General features: G+C 53.4%; 9 protein-coding genes. 4 read left to right on the top strand and 5 right to left on the bottom strand.

Going from position 1 to position 16,651, the window contains the following annotated elements:
- Positions 1-2 precede the first annotated feature (2 nt).
- The 3 genes from BSZ32_RS01195 to BSZ32_RS01185 form a co-directional block, all read right to left on the bottom strand.
- Positions 3-3,032 carry a PAS domain S-box protein gene (locus BSZ32_RS01195; protein WP_105041728.1) on the bottom strand — a complete coding sequence of 1,010 codons (3,030 nt, stop codon included), beginning with the start codon at positions 3,030-3,032 and terminating at the stop codon, positions 3-5.
- Complete coding sequence (locus tag BSZ32_RS01190) at positions 3,029-6,106, bottom strand: chemotaxis protein CheB (protein ID WP_206018683.1); 3,078 nt, start codon at positions 6,104-6,106, stop codon at positions 3,029-3,031. The genes BSZ32_RS01195 and BSZ32_RS01190 overlap by 4 nt, the downstream gene beginning before the upstream one ends.
- Before the next feature lie 441 nt (positions 6,107-6,547).
- The gene (locus BSZ32_RS01185; RefSeq protein WP_105041727.1) at positions 6,548-7,807 is read right to left on the bottom strand and encodes a glycoside hydrolase family protein; all 1,260 of its coding nucleotides are present in this window, start codon (positions 7,805-7,807) and stop codon (positions 6,548-6,550) included.
- A gap of 457 nt (positions 7,808-8,264) precedes the next feature.
- Between BSZ32_RS01185 and BSZ32_RS01180 the strand changes: the two genes are divergently transcribed.
- On the top strand, positions 8,265-9,704 hold the full coding sequence (locus tag BSZ32_RS01180) for a sulfatase family protein (protein WP_206018682.1): 1,440 nt from the start codon (positions 8,265-8,267) through the stop codon (positions 9,702-9,704).
- Between the two features lie 278 nt (positions 9,705-9,982).
- Here the strand turns inward: BSZ32_RS01180 and BSZ32_RS01175 are convergent, their stop codons facing one another.
- Positions 9,983-12,394, bottom strand: coding sequence for a beta-galactosidase (locus BSZ32_RS01175; RefSeq protein ID WP_105041725.1), 2,412 nt, complete (start codon positions 12,392-12,394; stop codon positions 9,983-9,985).
- 623 nt (positions 12,395-13,017) lie between these two features.
- Between BSZ32_RS01175 and BSZ32_RS20460 the strand changes: the two genes are divergently transcribed.
- Both BSZ32_RS20460 and BSZ32_RS01165 read left to right on the top strand, forming a co-directional pair.
- Positions 13,018-13,509 (top strand): transposase zinc-binding domain-containing protein, encoded by a 492-nt coding sequence (locus BSZ32_RS20460; RefSeq protein ID WP_425500439.1) that lies wholly within the window; start codon positions 13,018-13,020, stop codon positions 13,507-13,509.
- 38 nt (positions 13,510-13,547) lie between these two features.
- Positions 13,548-14,570 carry a transposase gene (locus tag BSZ32_RS01165; RefSeq protein ID WP_165788567.1) on the top strand — a complete coding sequence of 341 codons (1,023 nt, stop codon included), beginning with the start codon at positions 13,548-13,550 and terminating at the stop codon, positions 14,568-14,570.
- A 555-nt stretch (positions 14,571-15,125) separates the two neighbouring features.
- Here the strand turns inward: BSZ32_RS01165 and BSZ32_RS01160 are convergent.
- A complete protein-coding gene (locus BSZ32_RS01160) occupies positions 15,126-15,971 on the bottom strand; it encodes a GDSL-type esterase/lipase family protein (RefSeq protein WP_165788566.1) in 846 nt (281 codons plus the stop codon).
- 299 nt (positions 15,972-16,270) lie between these two features.
- Between BSZ32_RS01160 and BSZ32_RS01155 the strand changes: the two genes are divergently transcribed.
- Positions 16,271-16,570 carry a hypothetical protein gene (locus tag BSZ32_RS01155; protein ID WP_129589525.1) on the top strand — a complete coding sequence of 100 codons (300 nt, stop codon included), beginning with the start codon at positions 16,271-16,273 and terminating at the stop codon, positions 16,568-16,570.
- Positions 16,571-16,651 lie beyond the last annotated feature (81 nt).

The raw sequence follows: 16,651 nt of genomic DNA, 5'->3' as shown, positions 1-16,651 counted from the left end.
TTTTATTTCCTAAAGTGAAAAAAAAAGGTCGCACCGTGATCTACTTCTGACTCGGCCCAAACGCGACCTCCGTGTCGTTGCACGACCCGCTGTACGAGGGCTAGACCCACCCCGATCCCTGAGAATTCCTGCTGACTGTGCAGGCGTTGAAAGACGCCAAAGAGCTTCTCATAATAACCCATATCAAAGCCGGCTCCGTTGTCATTGACGTAATAAATCACCTCGCCGTCTTGGCCCTTCTGCGAGCCGATCTCGACTTCGCCGGTCTCACGTTTCCTTGTGAACTTGAGGGCGTTGCTTATGAGGTTGATCCACACTTGGCGGATCATTGAATCGGTGCCGTGGGCGGGGGGGAGGGCGTGAAGATTAAGCTGCAACTTGCGCTCGGGAGCGCGGGCAGCCAACTCATCGAAGACCTCCCGGGCCATGGACTCCATATCGATCTTACAGATCTCGATGCTCTGTCGTCCGAGGCGTGAAAAGGTCAGCAGGTCGTCGATGAGATGGCCCATGCGCCGGGCCTCGCTTTGGACCACGCCGAGCATGCGCTGCCCCTCTGTGTTGAGCTGCTCGGAATGCTCTTCGAGCACCATGCGGGCGAATCCGGTGATGGCTCGCAGGGGGGCGCGCAGGTCGTGCGAGATGGAATAGCTGAATGACTCAAGCTCCTTGTTGATGGTTTGCAGTTCGGCGGCGCGACTCTCGAGATTGGCGTTGAGCTTGGTGATCTTCTGCTCGTTCCGCCAGCGCTTGGTGATGTCGCGATTGATGCCTACCATGCGTGCTGCCTTGCCGTCGGGTCCGGGAATCACCACTTCGGCTGCATGGATGACTCGCACTGCCCCGTCTGATGGGCGAACGACCCGAAACTCACGCTGGTCGCGCCCGCAGGTCGCGATGGTCCGCTGCAGGCGCTCCTCGTTCTCCGCAAGATCTTCCGGCAGGACCAGGTTCTGCCAATTCTCGTAGGTGGTCGCCCCGTCCGGGGTGACCGACTGGCCGAAGATCTCGAACATGCGCTCGTCCCACGTGACCATGCCGCTCTTAATATCCCACTCCCACACTCCCATATCGGCGGCCTCGGTCGCGATGCCCATACGCGCCTTGCTGAGGAGTAAATCGTCTTGGGCATTCTTCCGCCGGGTGATGTCGGCGTGGATGGACATGAACTGGAGTGGCTTGCCGTCCGGGTCGAGAAAGGGGACGACAGTGGTGTCGACCCAATAGAACGAGCCATCCTTGGCGCGATTCCGGATTTCTCCCTTCCACACCTGGCCACTGATGATCGTCTCCCAGAGGTCTTGGAAAAATGCCTTTGGATGATACCCGGAATTGCCTATGCGGTGATCATTGCCGATCAATTCCGACCGCAGGTATTTGGAAATCCCACAAAACTTGGCGTTGGCGTAGGTGATGATACCTTCCGCGTCGGTGACGGAGACCAGCGCGTGTTCGTCGAGCGCAGCCTTGAAGTCATTGAGCGATGCGTTGACCGTTTGCAGATCCGCGGTACGTTGCTCCACCCGCTGTTCCAGTTTGGCGCTGAACTTCCGGAGTTCCTCCGATGACCTCACGCGGTCGATGGCGAGCTGGACCACATGCACCGCCCGTTCGGTTAGATCTATCTCGGCTGCGGTTGGCCTGCGGGGCTCTCGATAGTAGATGGCAAAGGTACCCAGAACTTTCCCCTCGAGGCAGTGGATCGGAGTGGACCAGCAGGCACGCAGGCCGTGTTCGAGGGCGAGATCGCGGTAGTCGGCCCAAAGGGGATCGCTGGCGATGTCGTTGACCACGACCCGGCGATTCTCGAACGCGGCCGTGCCGCATGATCCCACCGCCGCACCGATTGTGACGCCGTTGATGGCCGCGTTATAGGCTTCCGGCAAGGAGGGCGCGGCACCATGTCGTAAATGCACGCCGTCGTCATCTAGCAGCAGCACCGAACAAATAGCCCCCGGCGCATGTGCCTCCAGTCCGAGCATCACCTGATCCAGTACCTCACTGAGCGACTCCGAGCTCACAATCAATTCCAGGGCACTCTTCTCCCAGGCCAGCAGTTGCTGGTTTTTCACGCGTTCCGTGATGTCGAAACTGGTCCCGACCACCCCGGTGATATTCCCTTCGCTGTCCAGCTTAGGCACTTTGCTGGTCAGCAGCACCTTCCATGAACCGTCGGGGAATTCCCTGCGTTGTTCACTGTTCAGCAGCGGAATGCCTTGCAACACATTCAACTCATCTCTGAGGAATTTCGTGGAGGATTCTGACGGATAGAAGTCGGCGTCGGTCTTGCCAAGCAACTCCTCAGGCGAGGACACGCCCATGTAGTGAGCGCACGCGGCATTGGCCAGCAAAAAGCGACTGTCGCAGTCTTTGACAAAAACCATGGTGGGCAACAAATCCACCAGGGTACTCAGTAGGTCTTGCTCCATGGCCAGTAATTCTTCCGCTTGCTTGCGCTCGCTAATATCGATCAGAACGCAGAGAATCTCGGACTCTGCGGACCCGTTCGGCTGAATGGTGGACTGCAGATGAGCCCAGAAGGATGTGCTGTCGTGCCTTACCATCTGTAAATCGCACGCCTGCGGCTCACCCGTTTCAAGGAGTTGCTTGCGTTGTAAGTAGTAGGCGTCCTGGTCCTGCGCCAAGATGAAGCGGTTGATCGGCTTTTTGGCCAACTCGCTTTGTGGTTGTCCAAGCAGGGTAGAGGCTGTCAGGTTCGCCGTCAGGATCAGTCCCTGCCCGCTGATGGTGCAGTAGCCTACTGGAGCGAGGTGATAGAGATCGAAATATCGCGAACGCGAAACTTCCAGTTGCTCGTGTGCCTGCCGCAGTTCCTCGTTCTGCAGCTCCAGTTCGATTTGATGGACCTGTAATTCATGTAGCACTTGAAGCACTTCGGTAGAACTCATCGCCGTGATCTGGGCTGGCGTAAGGGGCTCGCCTCCCCGTGTCATTGCCTCGGCCATCTGGCGCAGAGCCTGCGGATCCCCTGCATGGGCTGGGTGGTCTGGAGCTGGATTGTAATCGATCATGGTGTGCTGCGCGGAAGTTGCTTGTGAACTGCTGCTCTCGCCCGTTCGGTGGTCGAAATGGCATACATTTCTCCGCCCTCGTCGATCAACGCGGTGGAAACGATGGTGACCTCAACAATCATTCCTTCTTTGTTGAGCCGTTGCGTCTTGTGAGGTTTCAGAATTTTAGACTGGCTGAGCTGACGCAGCCGAGCCAGCGCGTCCTCTTGCAACTCCTGCGGAATCCGATCGTACACATTCATCTGCAGCGCCTCGGCTTCGCTCCAGCCATACAATTGCTCCGCGGCCGGGTTCCAGGCGAGGATGTGGCCTTCGAGATCCTGCATGCTGATGGCATCGGAGGCATCGCGCACGATCACCGCACTACGAAGCTGATAGTTGGCCTTCTTCAGCGCCTCGCGCGTCTGCACCATCTCTGTGATGTCAATAAATGAGACCACGGCACCCTCAATCATGTTCTCAAAGGAGCGGTAAGGTATCACGCGCATCATAAACCATGCGCCAGCCACCGTCTGAACCTCGACCTCCCGAGGCTTTAGGCTGTCCAGCACAGCTTGAGTATCCTTCTCCAAGCTGTCATAACCAATTAGATTGGCAACGATGTCGCCCATCGGCCTCCCCACGTCGCCGGGAATCAGGTTCATGATCCCAATGGCGGTGGGTGTGAAGCGCAGGATACGTAGGCGATGATCAACAAAGATGCTGGCAATACCAGTGCCATCGAGGAGATTTTTCATGTCGTTGTTCAGCCGCGAGAGGTCAACGACCTTGGATTGCAACTCGGCATTGACGGTGGCGAGTTCCTCGTTGACCGATTGCAATTCCTCCTTAGATGTCTCGAGTTCCTCGATGGTGGATTGCAGCTCCTCGTTGACCGACTGCATTTCCTCGTTGGAAGATTTGAGATCTTGGTTCGTGATTTCCAGTTCCTCATGGGTGCTCTGGAGGTATTCGTCTTTGGCCCGCAATTCGTGCTGCAGGGCGAGAATGCGTGGGTCTATATCGTCCGCGCTCCCCGGCTCATCGGTTGGGACATCCGCAGGAGGGTCGGGGAGAGGGGCTTCTTGCATGATGACGAGATAGAGTGGCGCCTCGGTCGACGCGATCGGACCCGTGGTCACAGGGCGGACAGTCAGGTTGACCATAATGAAGTGGCCATGGGTTTTAAGCCGCAGTCCTAGTTTGCTCACCAGCTTTTTGCTATGTACAGCGTTGCGCAGGATTGCACTCAGATTGGTGTGTAATCCTTCGCGAGCCATTTTCAGGATATTACTCGTGCCAGCCTCTCCAGGGCTAGGCTCAAGGAAGCTTCCAGCTCGACCGTGCAGGTAGAGCAGATCACCGCGGTGATCCACGAGCGCGGCAACCGGGGTCACTTCCTGCAGGAGCGCCTGTTCGGTCACTTTGCGCAGTGATTGCTGACGTGACAGGGGGCGACTCATGTCAACGGACGTCTGTCCAGCTTGCAGCATATGAAGTGGGTGAGTCCGATCCACACTCAGATGACGGATGAGGTGAGAACCCTCCTTGCGCTCAAATACCCTAAATTTGCGGTCGGTCACACCAAAGAGATCCCCAAACTCGCCCACCCCTTCGGAGGTCCCGAGGAACAACATGCCGGCCGGTTGCAAGGCGTAGTGGAACAGGGGAATGAGCTTTTTCTGCAATTCCGCGTTCAGGTAGATTAGCAGGTTGCGGCAACTCACGAGGTCGAGTTTGGAAAAAGGCGGATCCTTGATCACATTCTGCTCGGAAAAGATCAGCAGGTCACGGACGCGCTTGTGGATGCGGTAGCCGCGACCCTCCTGCTCCTCCGTGAAATAACGAGCTAAGCGCTCCGGCGAAATGTCTGCGGCAATGCTGGCCGGGTAGAGGCCGGCACGGGCGGTTTTGATCGCTTGGTTGTCGATGTCCGTGGCAAAGACCTGGATGCTGTAGTTTTTCTTTAGCTTCTCCACTTCTTCCAACAGCAGGATGGCGATGGAATAGGGTTCTTCTCCAGTGGAACATCCCGGGCACCAGACCCGGATCGAGCCTCCGACTGGCTTGCTTTCAAAAAGTTTGGGGATGGCCTGGTCCTGCAGCGCCTGGAAGGCTTCCGGGTCGCGGAAGAAACTGGTCACTCCGATTAAGAGATCGCGAAACAGGGACTCCACCTCTGACGGATTCTGCTGAAGATATTTAACGTAGTATTCAAGCAAAGTGATCTGGTGGACGGCCATGCGCCGTTCGATCCGCCGATAAACTGTGTTCGGTTTATACTGGCTAAAGTCATGGCCAGTCTGCGTGCGCAGTAGGATGAAGATCTTCTTCATCACGTTCTCGTCCGTCGATTTCTCAACGTTGTCGACCCGCGTCCCTATGCTGAAGGCGTGATTGGCATAGGCAATGAGCTTCTCGGGCATTTCGGCTGGGCTCAGTTCGAAGTCCACCAAGCCGGTTGCTAGAGCAGAGCTCGGCATGCCATCAAACTGGCACGAGGTGATTTTTTGCGCCATCACGATGCCGCCCTCGCCCTTGATTGCACGCACTCCCTGGGAGCCGTCGCTACCGGTGCCTGAAAGTACGATGCCGATGGCACGCTCGTGCAGGTCCTGAGCGAGGGATCGGAAGAAGAAGTCTATCGGCAGTCGCTGGCCATGGGGCGCACTGGGTTCAAGCAATTGTAGGGAGCCATTCAGAAACGCCATGTCTCGGCCCGGAGGGATGATGTAGACGCAGTTGGGCCGGACTACCATTCCGTCATTAACCTCGAAGACATCCATGCGGGTGTATCGCTGGACGAGATCGCTCAGCAAACTCTTGTGGTCTGGGGCCAGATGCTGCACCAGAATAAATGCCATCCCGGGGGCAATCTTTGTGGGCATGCCGGCAAAAAAGTCCTCGAAGGCCGCCAAGCCTCCAGCTGAGGCTCCAATACCGACGATCGGAAAATTATCGCCTAGCGGCTGATCATCGGATTGGCCGGACTCCTTATCCGCTAAGGATGGTGCCGGTGTGTCGACAGCCCCCGAGGGCCGAGCGGGCATCGGATTCGTCGGCGTCTTCGGATTGTTATGTTTTTTCTGGGTCATGCTATTCTCTTCACAAATAAGAAATATGCCAATTATCTTCTACTTGGTGTAGCTGCCTAGATTGGCTAGTCGTGGGCAGAAAGAGGGGACCTCCTAACAAATTCTAGCAGCAATAGTCGGCATCGACAATACTTCAATGTAACCACTCGTAAACACTAAGTCAATGCAGGTTTTTGAAGCGGCCGCATGGCGGGGTAAACCATGGGCGCAGCATCATTGGCTGAGGGTCAAGTTCAGTGCGTCTGTGAACGCACTAACACATTGCTTCTAGGTGCTTATTAGCTTATACAATTCTCCCAATTATCTTGTCGGAATGATGGGTTTTTGTCTCGGTGTCGAAGGTCGGGTGGTGGTGGCCAACCAGAGGATCATAATGAAATATCGATGAATCGAACTCCCTAGAAGGTTTGTTTGATGCTAGGGGCTCATAACCATTTCCGGTTATTTCTTCGGTTCAAAGTTTCCCATCTTTTGGTAGAATAGCTCCCAGTCGTCGGTTGCGTGATAGAGTCTCGCCTGCTCACGGCTGTCGTAGGTCCAGAAGAGCATGCCGTTGAGGTTTTCTTTGTTTGCCAGATCGCGGACTTGCACGATATTATCGATCGCTGCGGCGAATGTCTTTTCATGGTTATCAAAGGCGCCGAACTCGCCCATGACTACAGGTGTCTTCTTGCGGATCTCTGCCATCTCGGGGGTGAAGAAGTGGGTCGACTCCAGATTGCGACGGAACTGATTGGCCACCTCCTTCGGGTTGGCTGTGACGTGATAGAAGTGGACGTCGAGGAAATCGAGGGAGCCCGTGCCGATGGTGGTTAGTGTGGGTGGGTAGCGTTCGTCCTTGGTCTTTCTAGGCCACACCCCGGCGTGTTTTTTCGGGTCTTTGCCGACGGCTCTTGGGACAAAGACGCCTTCGGAAACTAACATCTCAGGGTCAACTCTCTTCACCGCCTTGGCAATGCGTTGATGGTAATGGCGATAGCCCTCGTCCATGAGAGCCTGTCGCTCATCGGTTTTGGAGAGATCATAAGTTTTGTGGTTGGCGGCTTTGAACTTGCCTTCCTTCTCGGTAAAGGGCCACTGGTCGGCACGGAGGTAGGCCTCGTTCTGGCACTGCAGCCCGAGCAAGGTGGGAAGCAGGGCGGGTTCTTTCTTTTTGATGTAGGACAAAAACGACGTGATGTGTTTAACCCGCGCATCAATTCCTCTTTTGGTGAGGACCAAGATGTTTTTGCTGTGTCCTCCTCCCTGGACATTCTCACGGTAGTAAGCGTTCAGTGGCAGGCCACCGTCTCCGAAGGTTGGGAAGACGCGGATGTTGTACCGTGTCGCCCGCCGTAGGAAGTCGAGGAAGTTTTCCATGTAGGGTTCGTAGAGCGCCGTTGTTGACTTATAGTTTCCGGCGATGCCGGGGTTGACCTTGCTACGTCCGATGACAAAGACGCGCACTGTGTTATAGCCCGACTTGCTCAAAATGCGGAACATCGCCTCGGCTTGTTTCGGGTCGTAGTTCGCCTTGGTGGTTTGGGTATCGGCGTCGAAGGTTGCGTGATCACCACGCAGGCGGATGTAATTGAACCCTTTTGCGAAGAACGGCTTGTTGGATTTCTTGAGGATGAACTGCGCCCGCTCTTCGCCTGGCTTGATGATGATGCGCTCTAGCGGTTGGAGCTGTTGTTGGGCCGTGGCAAGCGAGGTTGCCATTAGTATGCTGGTTAACAATTGTGCAATCTTGCTCGTCATCTTGTGAGTGTCATACGTGACAAAAGGGAGATCCCTGCACACTTCATGAGTGGGCTCAGTCCTTGGTGGCGGTGAAATAGTCGGATTCCGTGTATTTCTCTGGAATGAGAATGTAGTTTCCTTTCCACCCGCACCAAGGATATTTTTTCCTGTAGTGGGAGTTTATGTAGGGTCGAGAACTAGGGTGCGGCCAGTGTGATTGCACCATTTCTCAGCCTTGAGCCATTGTGCTGCTTTTCTCTCGCCAGATTCCAGCTCATTCGGCACCGTTCATCTGTTTGCATCGCCCCCGCAGTTCCTTTCTCCAATCTCCATCGGCCCAGTCCATAAAAACAACTAACAATTATCCCTTCAATAGTATTATTCCATGAAAATTATCTCAGTCATTTCGATCGTTTTTTTCGGTTGCTTGAAGCTTATGGCAGAAAGCAAAAAAACTAACATCATTCTTCTTTTTGCCGATGATCAGAGGGCGGACACCATCGGAGCTCACGGCAACCCGCATATTCAAACACCGAATCTAGACAAGCTTTCTGATTCAGGTTTTTCTTTTCGGAAGAATTATTGCGCAGGATCATTTAGTGGAGCCGTGTGCGTGGCTAGTCGGGCGATGTTGATGACCGGTCGGCACTGGCAACAAATTCCGGGTAGAAACAAAGGATCCGGCTGGAGTGCCTTACCCGTGCTGCCCCGGTATTTGCGTGATAAGGCAGATTATAAGACCTTTATTGTAGGTAAATGGCACAACGGCCAGGAGACTCTTCGAAGTGCCTTTTCCTCGGGAAGCTCAGTTTACATGGGCGGCATGGTCGACCATGCGGATTTTTATGTGCAGGACTACGCCCAGGGCAAGCTGGGGGACAAACGAAAGGCCAAAGAGTTTTCCAGCGCCGAGTTCGCCAGTGCCGCCATCAACTACATTCAGAAAGCGGAGACCAATAAACCCTTCTTTCTTTACGTCGCATTTACGGCGCCTCACGACCCACGGAATCCACCTGAAAAATACCGGCAGATTTACTACAAGAATCGACCGCCGTTACCGAAGAATTTCCTGCCCGAGCATCCATTCAGCAACATGCCCATGCGAGGGATGGGGCGGGATGAATGTTTGGCGCCGTGGCCGAGAACCAAAGCCGTCATCAGTGATCAACTTTGTGAATATTATGGTTTAGTCACCCATCTCGATGAACAGGTCGGACGCATCGTGAAAAGTGTTGAAGAAAGCCCCCACGCTGAAAACACCATCATCATTTACACTGCCGACCACGGATTGGCGATGGGAAGCCACGGGCTGCTGGGAAAGCAGAATGTGTATGAGCAGAGCATGAGTTCCCCACTTATTATTAACGGAACGGGCATCGCCAAGGGGAAATCCAACGCATTCACCTACGTGCACGACCTCTATGCCACCATCTGTGATTTTGCAAATATCCCGACACCAGATGGAGTGACATCCAAAAACCTGCTGCCGCTGATTCGAGGGGAAAAAGAAACTCTACGGGATTCCTTGTTCCTGCCATTTCAGAATAATCAAAGAGCGGTGAATGACGGTCGGTGGAAATTGCATATTTACCCACAAATCAACCATCAGTTATTGTTCGATCTTGAAAGCAACCCCGACGAAACTAACAATCTGTTAGCAAGCCATCCGGAAAAGGTGAAGGAACTGACCAATCTAATGGGAAAATGGCGTCGGAAGGTCGGCGACAAAGACCCTCTGTCCGTCACCAAGCCCCAACCGCTTAAAGTGGATTACTCCAAGGTCAAAAGAGTGCTCGATGTCTGGCAGCCGAAGTGGATCCGAGACAAATACTTTGACGGACGGGAAAAGGCGAACCATGGACCCAAGAAGAAATAATACCATTTGAATAGTTAGAGTGGATTAATAGCGAAACAAGACGGTGAGAGTAGCAAGGCGGGAGGAAGACGCATAGCGAGCTATGCAACTGACAACGAACGAAGCTAATCTCGCTGTATTGTTTAGCCCTCTCCAAATCAGCTTTGCTGCAAATACAAAGAATAAGAGTACAACTATTGATCCAGTATAACTGTGAAGATGGTATAAAACGGGCACCCTTGGCCCGAGCGATCATCGCAATCCAGCTGATCAAGTCGGGAATACGAATGCTGATTTTATTATAATGAAATATCTATCAGACGAACTCCCTGGAAGGGTAGTTTGATGCTGGCTCCTTTGACTGGCTCGCTGTTTAGCCTATCGAAACCGTCCACAAATTGGGATTTTTTTGAACGCAGCTGAACCTCGACGGGTTTGTCAGAAACGTTGACAAGTAACAATACCCGCTTGCCATTCACCACCGCCTGCCGGTGCATCACCCCAAATGCGTTGCTGCCATCAGTGTGGGTAACCCGCACCTTCAAATCGGAGGTGATAGGTTTTAGCAGTTTTTCAAATTGGTTAGACAATGCGCGCGCATCCGCATAAGCAACAACTGGAACCTCCTTTAAAAATGCGATCAACTCCGGCGGATGTGCAAGTCCGTGCGCATCGCGTGTGGTCTTTATTTTGCCAAATCGGATGAGCTGCACTCCTGATTTCTTGGCTTTTTCCAGCGCCTGCAATGCCTCTGCACTGACAAATTCCGCATCGGGGATGATAATCATTTTACAATCTCCATCAGCACCGCTGCGTGCGAGTTCCTGCTCAGTTAGAAATCCAACTCTAAGGCCCTGGAAACACACGCCCTCATAAGCCCTGTGAAGAGCATCGATGTGTGAACGGTTTTGAATGTACGAGGGTTTGGAGACAAATAGACGAACCGGTTTTGTGTCGACGGACGCGAGGGCCTCGACTTCACGCGAGAAGGTATTCAAGTTCAGCATCGTCTGAAAATACTCCGTAGCGACCAGTGGCTGAGCAGACAGACTACCGTAAAACCACACCTTGAAATGTTCGTGAGGGAATGGATACGGTCCGTACCGTTGCTGCCAATACCACGCCATATTCCCGACAAGACCATGCAGGTGCGCTAGCCACAGAGAAGCACTCGAATGGCTTTGTTTCATATCCGGAATGCGTATCGCGTTGATTGAAAACGCATGGTATTCGAAATCGATGATCGGCCTGTAAGGCTTGAGTGATGTTAGATAGTCATACAAAAACGATTGCCCCAACCAATGGAAACCATACGGGGATTCGTCGTAGTGGAGGATTTGATTCGGATTGCGTCCCTTGTTGCCGGCCGCCATACGCTTTTCGGTTACCGGTAGCGGTCTGGTGTCGAGCCCGTGCAGACTCGCCGAAGGTGTCAGCATTTCCCGGTCGATTCCGTCGGTGACGGACCCGTCCATCGGCCCAAGGCTCGAGTTGTCCTGCCCCTTAAGATGAACCACGGCGTCCGGGATATATTTCTTGATTTGACTTTGAGCGAACTCAAAAAAGTCGGTCACTCTGCGGTTGTGAAATGTCACTCTGTCATACCATTGCGCCGGCGAAGGTCGCTCATCGGTCAAGTCCTTGGGGAAGGGGATAGCGGCGTAGTTTTCATAGCTCGTTTGCCATACTTTATTGAGTTTTTCGATCGTGCCATGCTGATCTGTTAGCCACGTATGATATTTCCGCAGCGTGTGTTCGCTCCACATGTCCATGTCGAAGAATGGTTCATTGGCAAGGTCCCAGGAGGCAATCGCATCCAGCTCCTTAAGGGCTGGCATCAGTTCGGCCATTACCTTCGCGATCATCACCTTGGTTCCTGGATGATCGATGTCGAGGGAGACTCCATTGGCGTAATACTTGGTAATCCCCGGCCAGAACTTCTCTAGGATCTTCTTGTCTCCTCCCCAGTGGAGCATGACATCGACCTTGAAACCCATCTCTCCGTATTGTTTGATCGATTTGGCAAGTTTTCTAATGGCAACCATGTTCACCGTGCCATCCTTCTTCAGCAAAGCCGGGACACTTGTCGAGCTGCCGAGAATCCCCACACCGATCTTTCGCATCTTCGGCAGAAACTCTTTGATATATGCATTATCCTTCTTTTCCCATCCGGGAAAATGGCTAGCATTGGTCACCCCCATCGACAGCAGCAGGTTGAACCCACCGAAAAACACCGGCTCGCCGTTAACCCTGAAAAAGTTATCCTGATAGACCGCTTTATCCCACTCGATTTCCTTCACCTCCGGCCATTTTTTCTTTGAACCGATACGCCCAAGTGCCTGGTCAAGTATCTCGATCGAGCCGGTCAGTTCACGATTGATATGTGCCCGATAGCGCCTCAGGCATTCGGCCTCATCAAGTTCGATCTTCTTGAAAAACTCACTACTGCCCAACGCCTCTGCCGTCAGCTCCGGATGCTCCAGCTCCCATGCCACATACTCGGCAAAGAACCTGGCAACCTGCAAATCGATCATCCCCGACTTCTTTGGAAAACCTTCGACTTCTTCCAAAGCACTGGAAACCGTATCAATCTTGGTATGCAGTTTGGACAGCCGATTTCTGAAATCTTTTTGTTCCGATTCCTTGATCTGCGCCTCCACCATGCAGCAGGGCAATAGCATGGCGATCAGTATGTATTTGAAGAGTTTCATTGGATGTGTTTTGAAAGAGAATTTGTATTTTAACGGATGGTGCTACGCCTATCGGCTCGGCCGTTTCGAGCGGCCTAGCCTTTGCTCTGCTAAGCTGCTCCAGCGACAGATACGTATCTGTGCCACAGCATCATTCATTGGATTGCCAGAAATTTGCAATTTTCAAGGGGGAGGGGAGACCCTAGCAGGCCATCAAGGAATGGATTGCCGACGCTCCGCTCTGGCTATGCAGACTGCAAGACCCTCCTCCGGATCTTGTTTTTCGCCATTCGCCGCATAGATGCGGCGGGAGCGTTCCCAATGACGAACCGGATCTGAACTGGTTCAACCAGGAAAGCAATCCCACCAGAATACAAATCATCAGGATAAACGAAGCTTTCGTCCCCGTCTTGACCTGCATAGACATTGTTCGTATGAACATACTATATGCCGTCCATCTACCAACCCCGCCGCCCGCGTGCCTCGCCCCTCTGGCAATGCCATGCCGCGATGAGCGGCATCTAAGCCTGGCGGAGCCCAAACTGCATAGACGAAGTCAAATCGTCCACCACGGGTGGGATGATTTTCTCACAGACTACGAGTAGCACCACCGCAAGAACCTCGGACCGCTACGTACAGGCACCATAGCCACCGTCGAGTCATTCCTTCGCTGCGGCGACCTCGCTGCTGGCTTCACCCGCCTCCAATGCCCCGACTGCGGCCACGAAAAACTGCTCGCCTTCACCTGCAAGCGCCGCCACTTCTGCCCCGCGTGCCACCAGCGTCGCGTCCGCAGTGCCAGCGGATGGATCGCCACATGCGTCTGCCATGATGTTCCTCACCGTCAGTTCGTCTTCACCATCCCCAGAATCCTGCGCGGCATCTTCCGCAAACGACGCAGGCTCCTCACCCTCCTGTTCCACACCGCCACAGCCACCCTGCAGGATACCTTCCGCACACGACTCAACCTCCCCGACGGACGCATCGGTGCCGTCGCCGCCGTCCACACCTTCGGCGACTACCTCATCTTCCACCCCCACCTCCATATCCTAGCCGCCGATGGACTCTTCACCCCCGACGGCACCTTCCACTGCATGCCAGAAGAATCCCTCGCCCCCGCCATTGAAAAACGCTGAAGGCCTGTAGGCGTTTTGGACAGGAACCCGCGCAGCGGGTGACGTGCCCCGCAGGGGTGAAGGGCCGTGGGGCGGCCCTGAATCAACTCTTCCGCCACCGCTTTCTCCACAACCTGTGCGAAGCCAAACTTATCAGCCCGAGGAAGCTTGATCAGCTCCGCGCCTGGAAACACTCCGGCTTCAATATCGACAATGGTGGCGAAGAACCCATCGCCCCGGACGATACCGCTGGCCGCGAACGCTTGGCACAATACCTCCTACGCCACCCGTTCTCTCTCCAGAAAATTACTTGGAACGCCAGCAGCAAAACCGTCATTTACCGATCCAAGCGTCACCACAACATCAAACGCAACTTCCAGATCTTTAAAGCCCCCGACTTCATCGCCGCCGCCATCGACCACCTCCCGCCCAAAGGCCAGCAAACCGTCCGCTACTACGGCATCTATTCCAACAAATCCCGCGGCATCAACCCGCGTAGCTCCGCACCCATCCTCCGCCCTGTAAAAACCAAGCCACCCTCGAAACCTCCAACATCCACCCAGCTCCTCCTTATTCCCGCACCACCCAAACGCCGAGCCCGCGACATGCGGCCCCTTTGGCGCGATCTCATCCTCAAGGTCTGGGGTGGCGACCCGCTCCAGTGTCCCTGCTGCAAGGGCAACATGCAGCACGTCCGCACCCACCTGCGTCCGGGTGAAATCGAATTTTTCCTCCGCCTCCACGGTCTGTGGGAAGGCATCATCCATCTTCCCCGTCCACCGCCGCCGCCCTTCGACATTGAAAAACGCCGAAGGCTTGTAGGCGTTTTTGGACGGAGGCGAAGCCGAAGCCCGCAGGGTGAGCCCGCCGGCGGGGCGGGCGAATCAAACCATGGAACCCATCGAGCCACCCTGCAAGCCATCAAGGAATGGATCCCCGATGACGAACCGGACCTGAACTGGTTCAACCAGGAAAGGAAGCCTGTAGGGGATGATTCCAGACAGTATGACCAAACCCCCGCCTGGCAGCCCAAAGAAATCCCGCTCGGCGATGGACGCACCCTGGTTCTCGATCCCACATAACCCCCGTTTACAACATCATTCAAAAACACCCGTTGCTAAAATTTTTCTTGGCACGGCGGGTAAGGGGACTACATTTGCATCTAACGTGAATCACGTGTAATTCCGCATGAAGCCTTCAGGATGGCTGTAAAACCACATACAGCCGATCCGTCCGCATTCATTCATCATTCAAAATTCACCATTCTTAATTCATACGCCCCCTCTTTTCCCCCGCAACCCCCTTATCACCTCATGAAAGCCCCTCCGACCACCTCACCCAAAAAGCAAATTCCTAGCAATTGCAATCTTTATCAATGAATCGGACAAAAGCACCAACACGGGAATTGGTGTCGGCTATCGAGCGTATCAACCCCCTTATCACCTCATGAAAGCCCCTCCGACCACCTCACCCAAAAAGCAAATTCCTAGCAATAACTGGTTAGCTTGTCGGGGCATGAGGGGAGCTTAGCAGAGGAAATGGGGGTAAGACGACGATGATACATTTCTATGCCCCTATTTGGGGTTCAAAAACCTAAAAGTTTTCTACACCGATCTGCTGTTCCTAAGTGTTCGTTGTTAGTTTTGCGCCTTCACATACTTCTGATCATCTGGATGGAGAATGTCTATGTTGAAGCTAGTGAGACTGCCGTTAGCCTTAATGGCGGTGACTTTGCCCGTGGCAGCATCATAGCTCTTGAGCCTAGCTTTAAATGATTGGGAGCCATCGCTGTTGCGGAAATTATAGAGTGGTGCACGCTCCTTTTTCTCGGGCTTTGGTTCTTTGAGTGCGGCGGCTACTGTTTTAGCAAGAATGGTTTGACCTTCCGCACCGGGGTGTACGCCATCCGGGACCAGGTTGCCTTTGCCTTCGAGCGCTTTATGTAGGTCAATGGTAGGCAGGTCTTTCTCTTTGGCGATAGCCGCTAAAGCCGGAATGATGTCTTCTACGATCGACTTTTCTTTGTCCTTAGACTTGAAGAATGGTATTGGATAACAAAGGTAGATTTTGGGTTTGCTTTTGAGCCCAGTTAAAAACTCTAGTAGCTCAAGCGTGGCATCACGATATTTGGTATCAAATATCTTTTTATTATCTGGTTTTTTAAAGTCGCGGTAATGTGTATCGTTCGTGCCAAGTTTGATGGTAACAATATCGGGTTGGATTACCGTGATTTTGTCTTGCCAACGTTTGAGGTAGTTCCGCATTTGAATGCCGCTTGTGCCACAGTTACTGACTTTGTAGGTTGAACCGAGAAGATTCTGCAGTTGGGCTGGGTATGCATTTTCTGCGCGATCCTTCACGCCGGCACCGAAGGTGATGCTGTCACCAATACATGCTACTTTAATCGGATCGGCAGATACGGTGTGCGAAGAGAATGCAATTGCAGCAACTGCAATGCATAAATTAATGGCAATTCGTTTCATAATTTTTGTGGATTGATAGATAGAGGATAAAAGATTCGGCACTACTGGCCCCTTTTTAGCCCAAACGCCTACTACGTGCGTGGTCATTCGTGAGTCGCAATGTGCCCTAGCCGATTTCGGCGCATGAATAGCACTCCGCTGGCGATACTGCTAGGAATTTGCTTTTTGGGTGAGGTGGTCGAGAGCATCATGCGAGGAGGAGAAAGATAACATGGGGATAGGTCTGGCGGTTCGATAATCGAATCGCTATGCTTCAAGTGCTCAAAATGAAGAGCTTGAAACAACTAAACCTAACCACCATGTCAAATAAACCCATAACACCCCAAAACAAGTCCGCCAAGATTGAAGTCATCTTTCTCGGCATTGATGTTCACACGGAAAAACAAGTCGTCGTCCGCCAGATGGGATCCGACACTCCCCAGCCAGCGCAACGGTTTAACCGTGAGAAGCTCATTGCCTGGATTTCCCGGCAGCAGGAACTCGCCGTAGAAGTCTACAGCTGCTACGAAGCTGGCCCCTTTGGCTACGGACTGCACCGTGAACTTGAAGCGATGGGAGTGCACAACCTCGTCGTCTATGCAATCTATGAGACAGACTAAATGAGATGGAAATCGAAAAACCTTCGTATCTATAAAGGATCTTAGGTTTCGTCGATTTTCTATGAAGGGCTATGGCTGGGG

This window comes from Rubritalea profundi (assembly GCF_002954445.1).
Lineage (GTDB): Bacteria > Verrucomicrobiota > Verrucomicrobiia > Verrucomicrobiales > Akkermansiaceae > Rubritalea > Rubritalea profundi.
The sequence above is the reverse complement of the archived record's forward strand: the minus strand, read 5'-3'. Positions and strand labels throughout refer to the sequence as shown.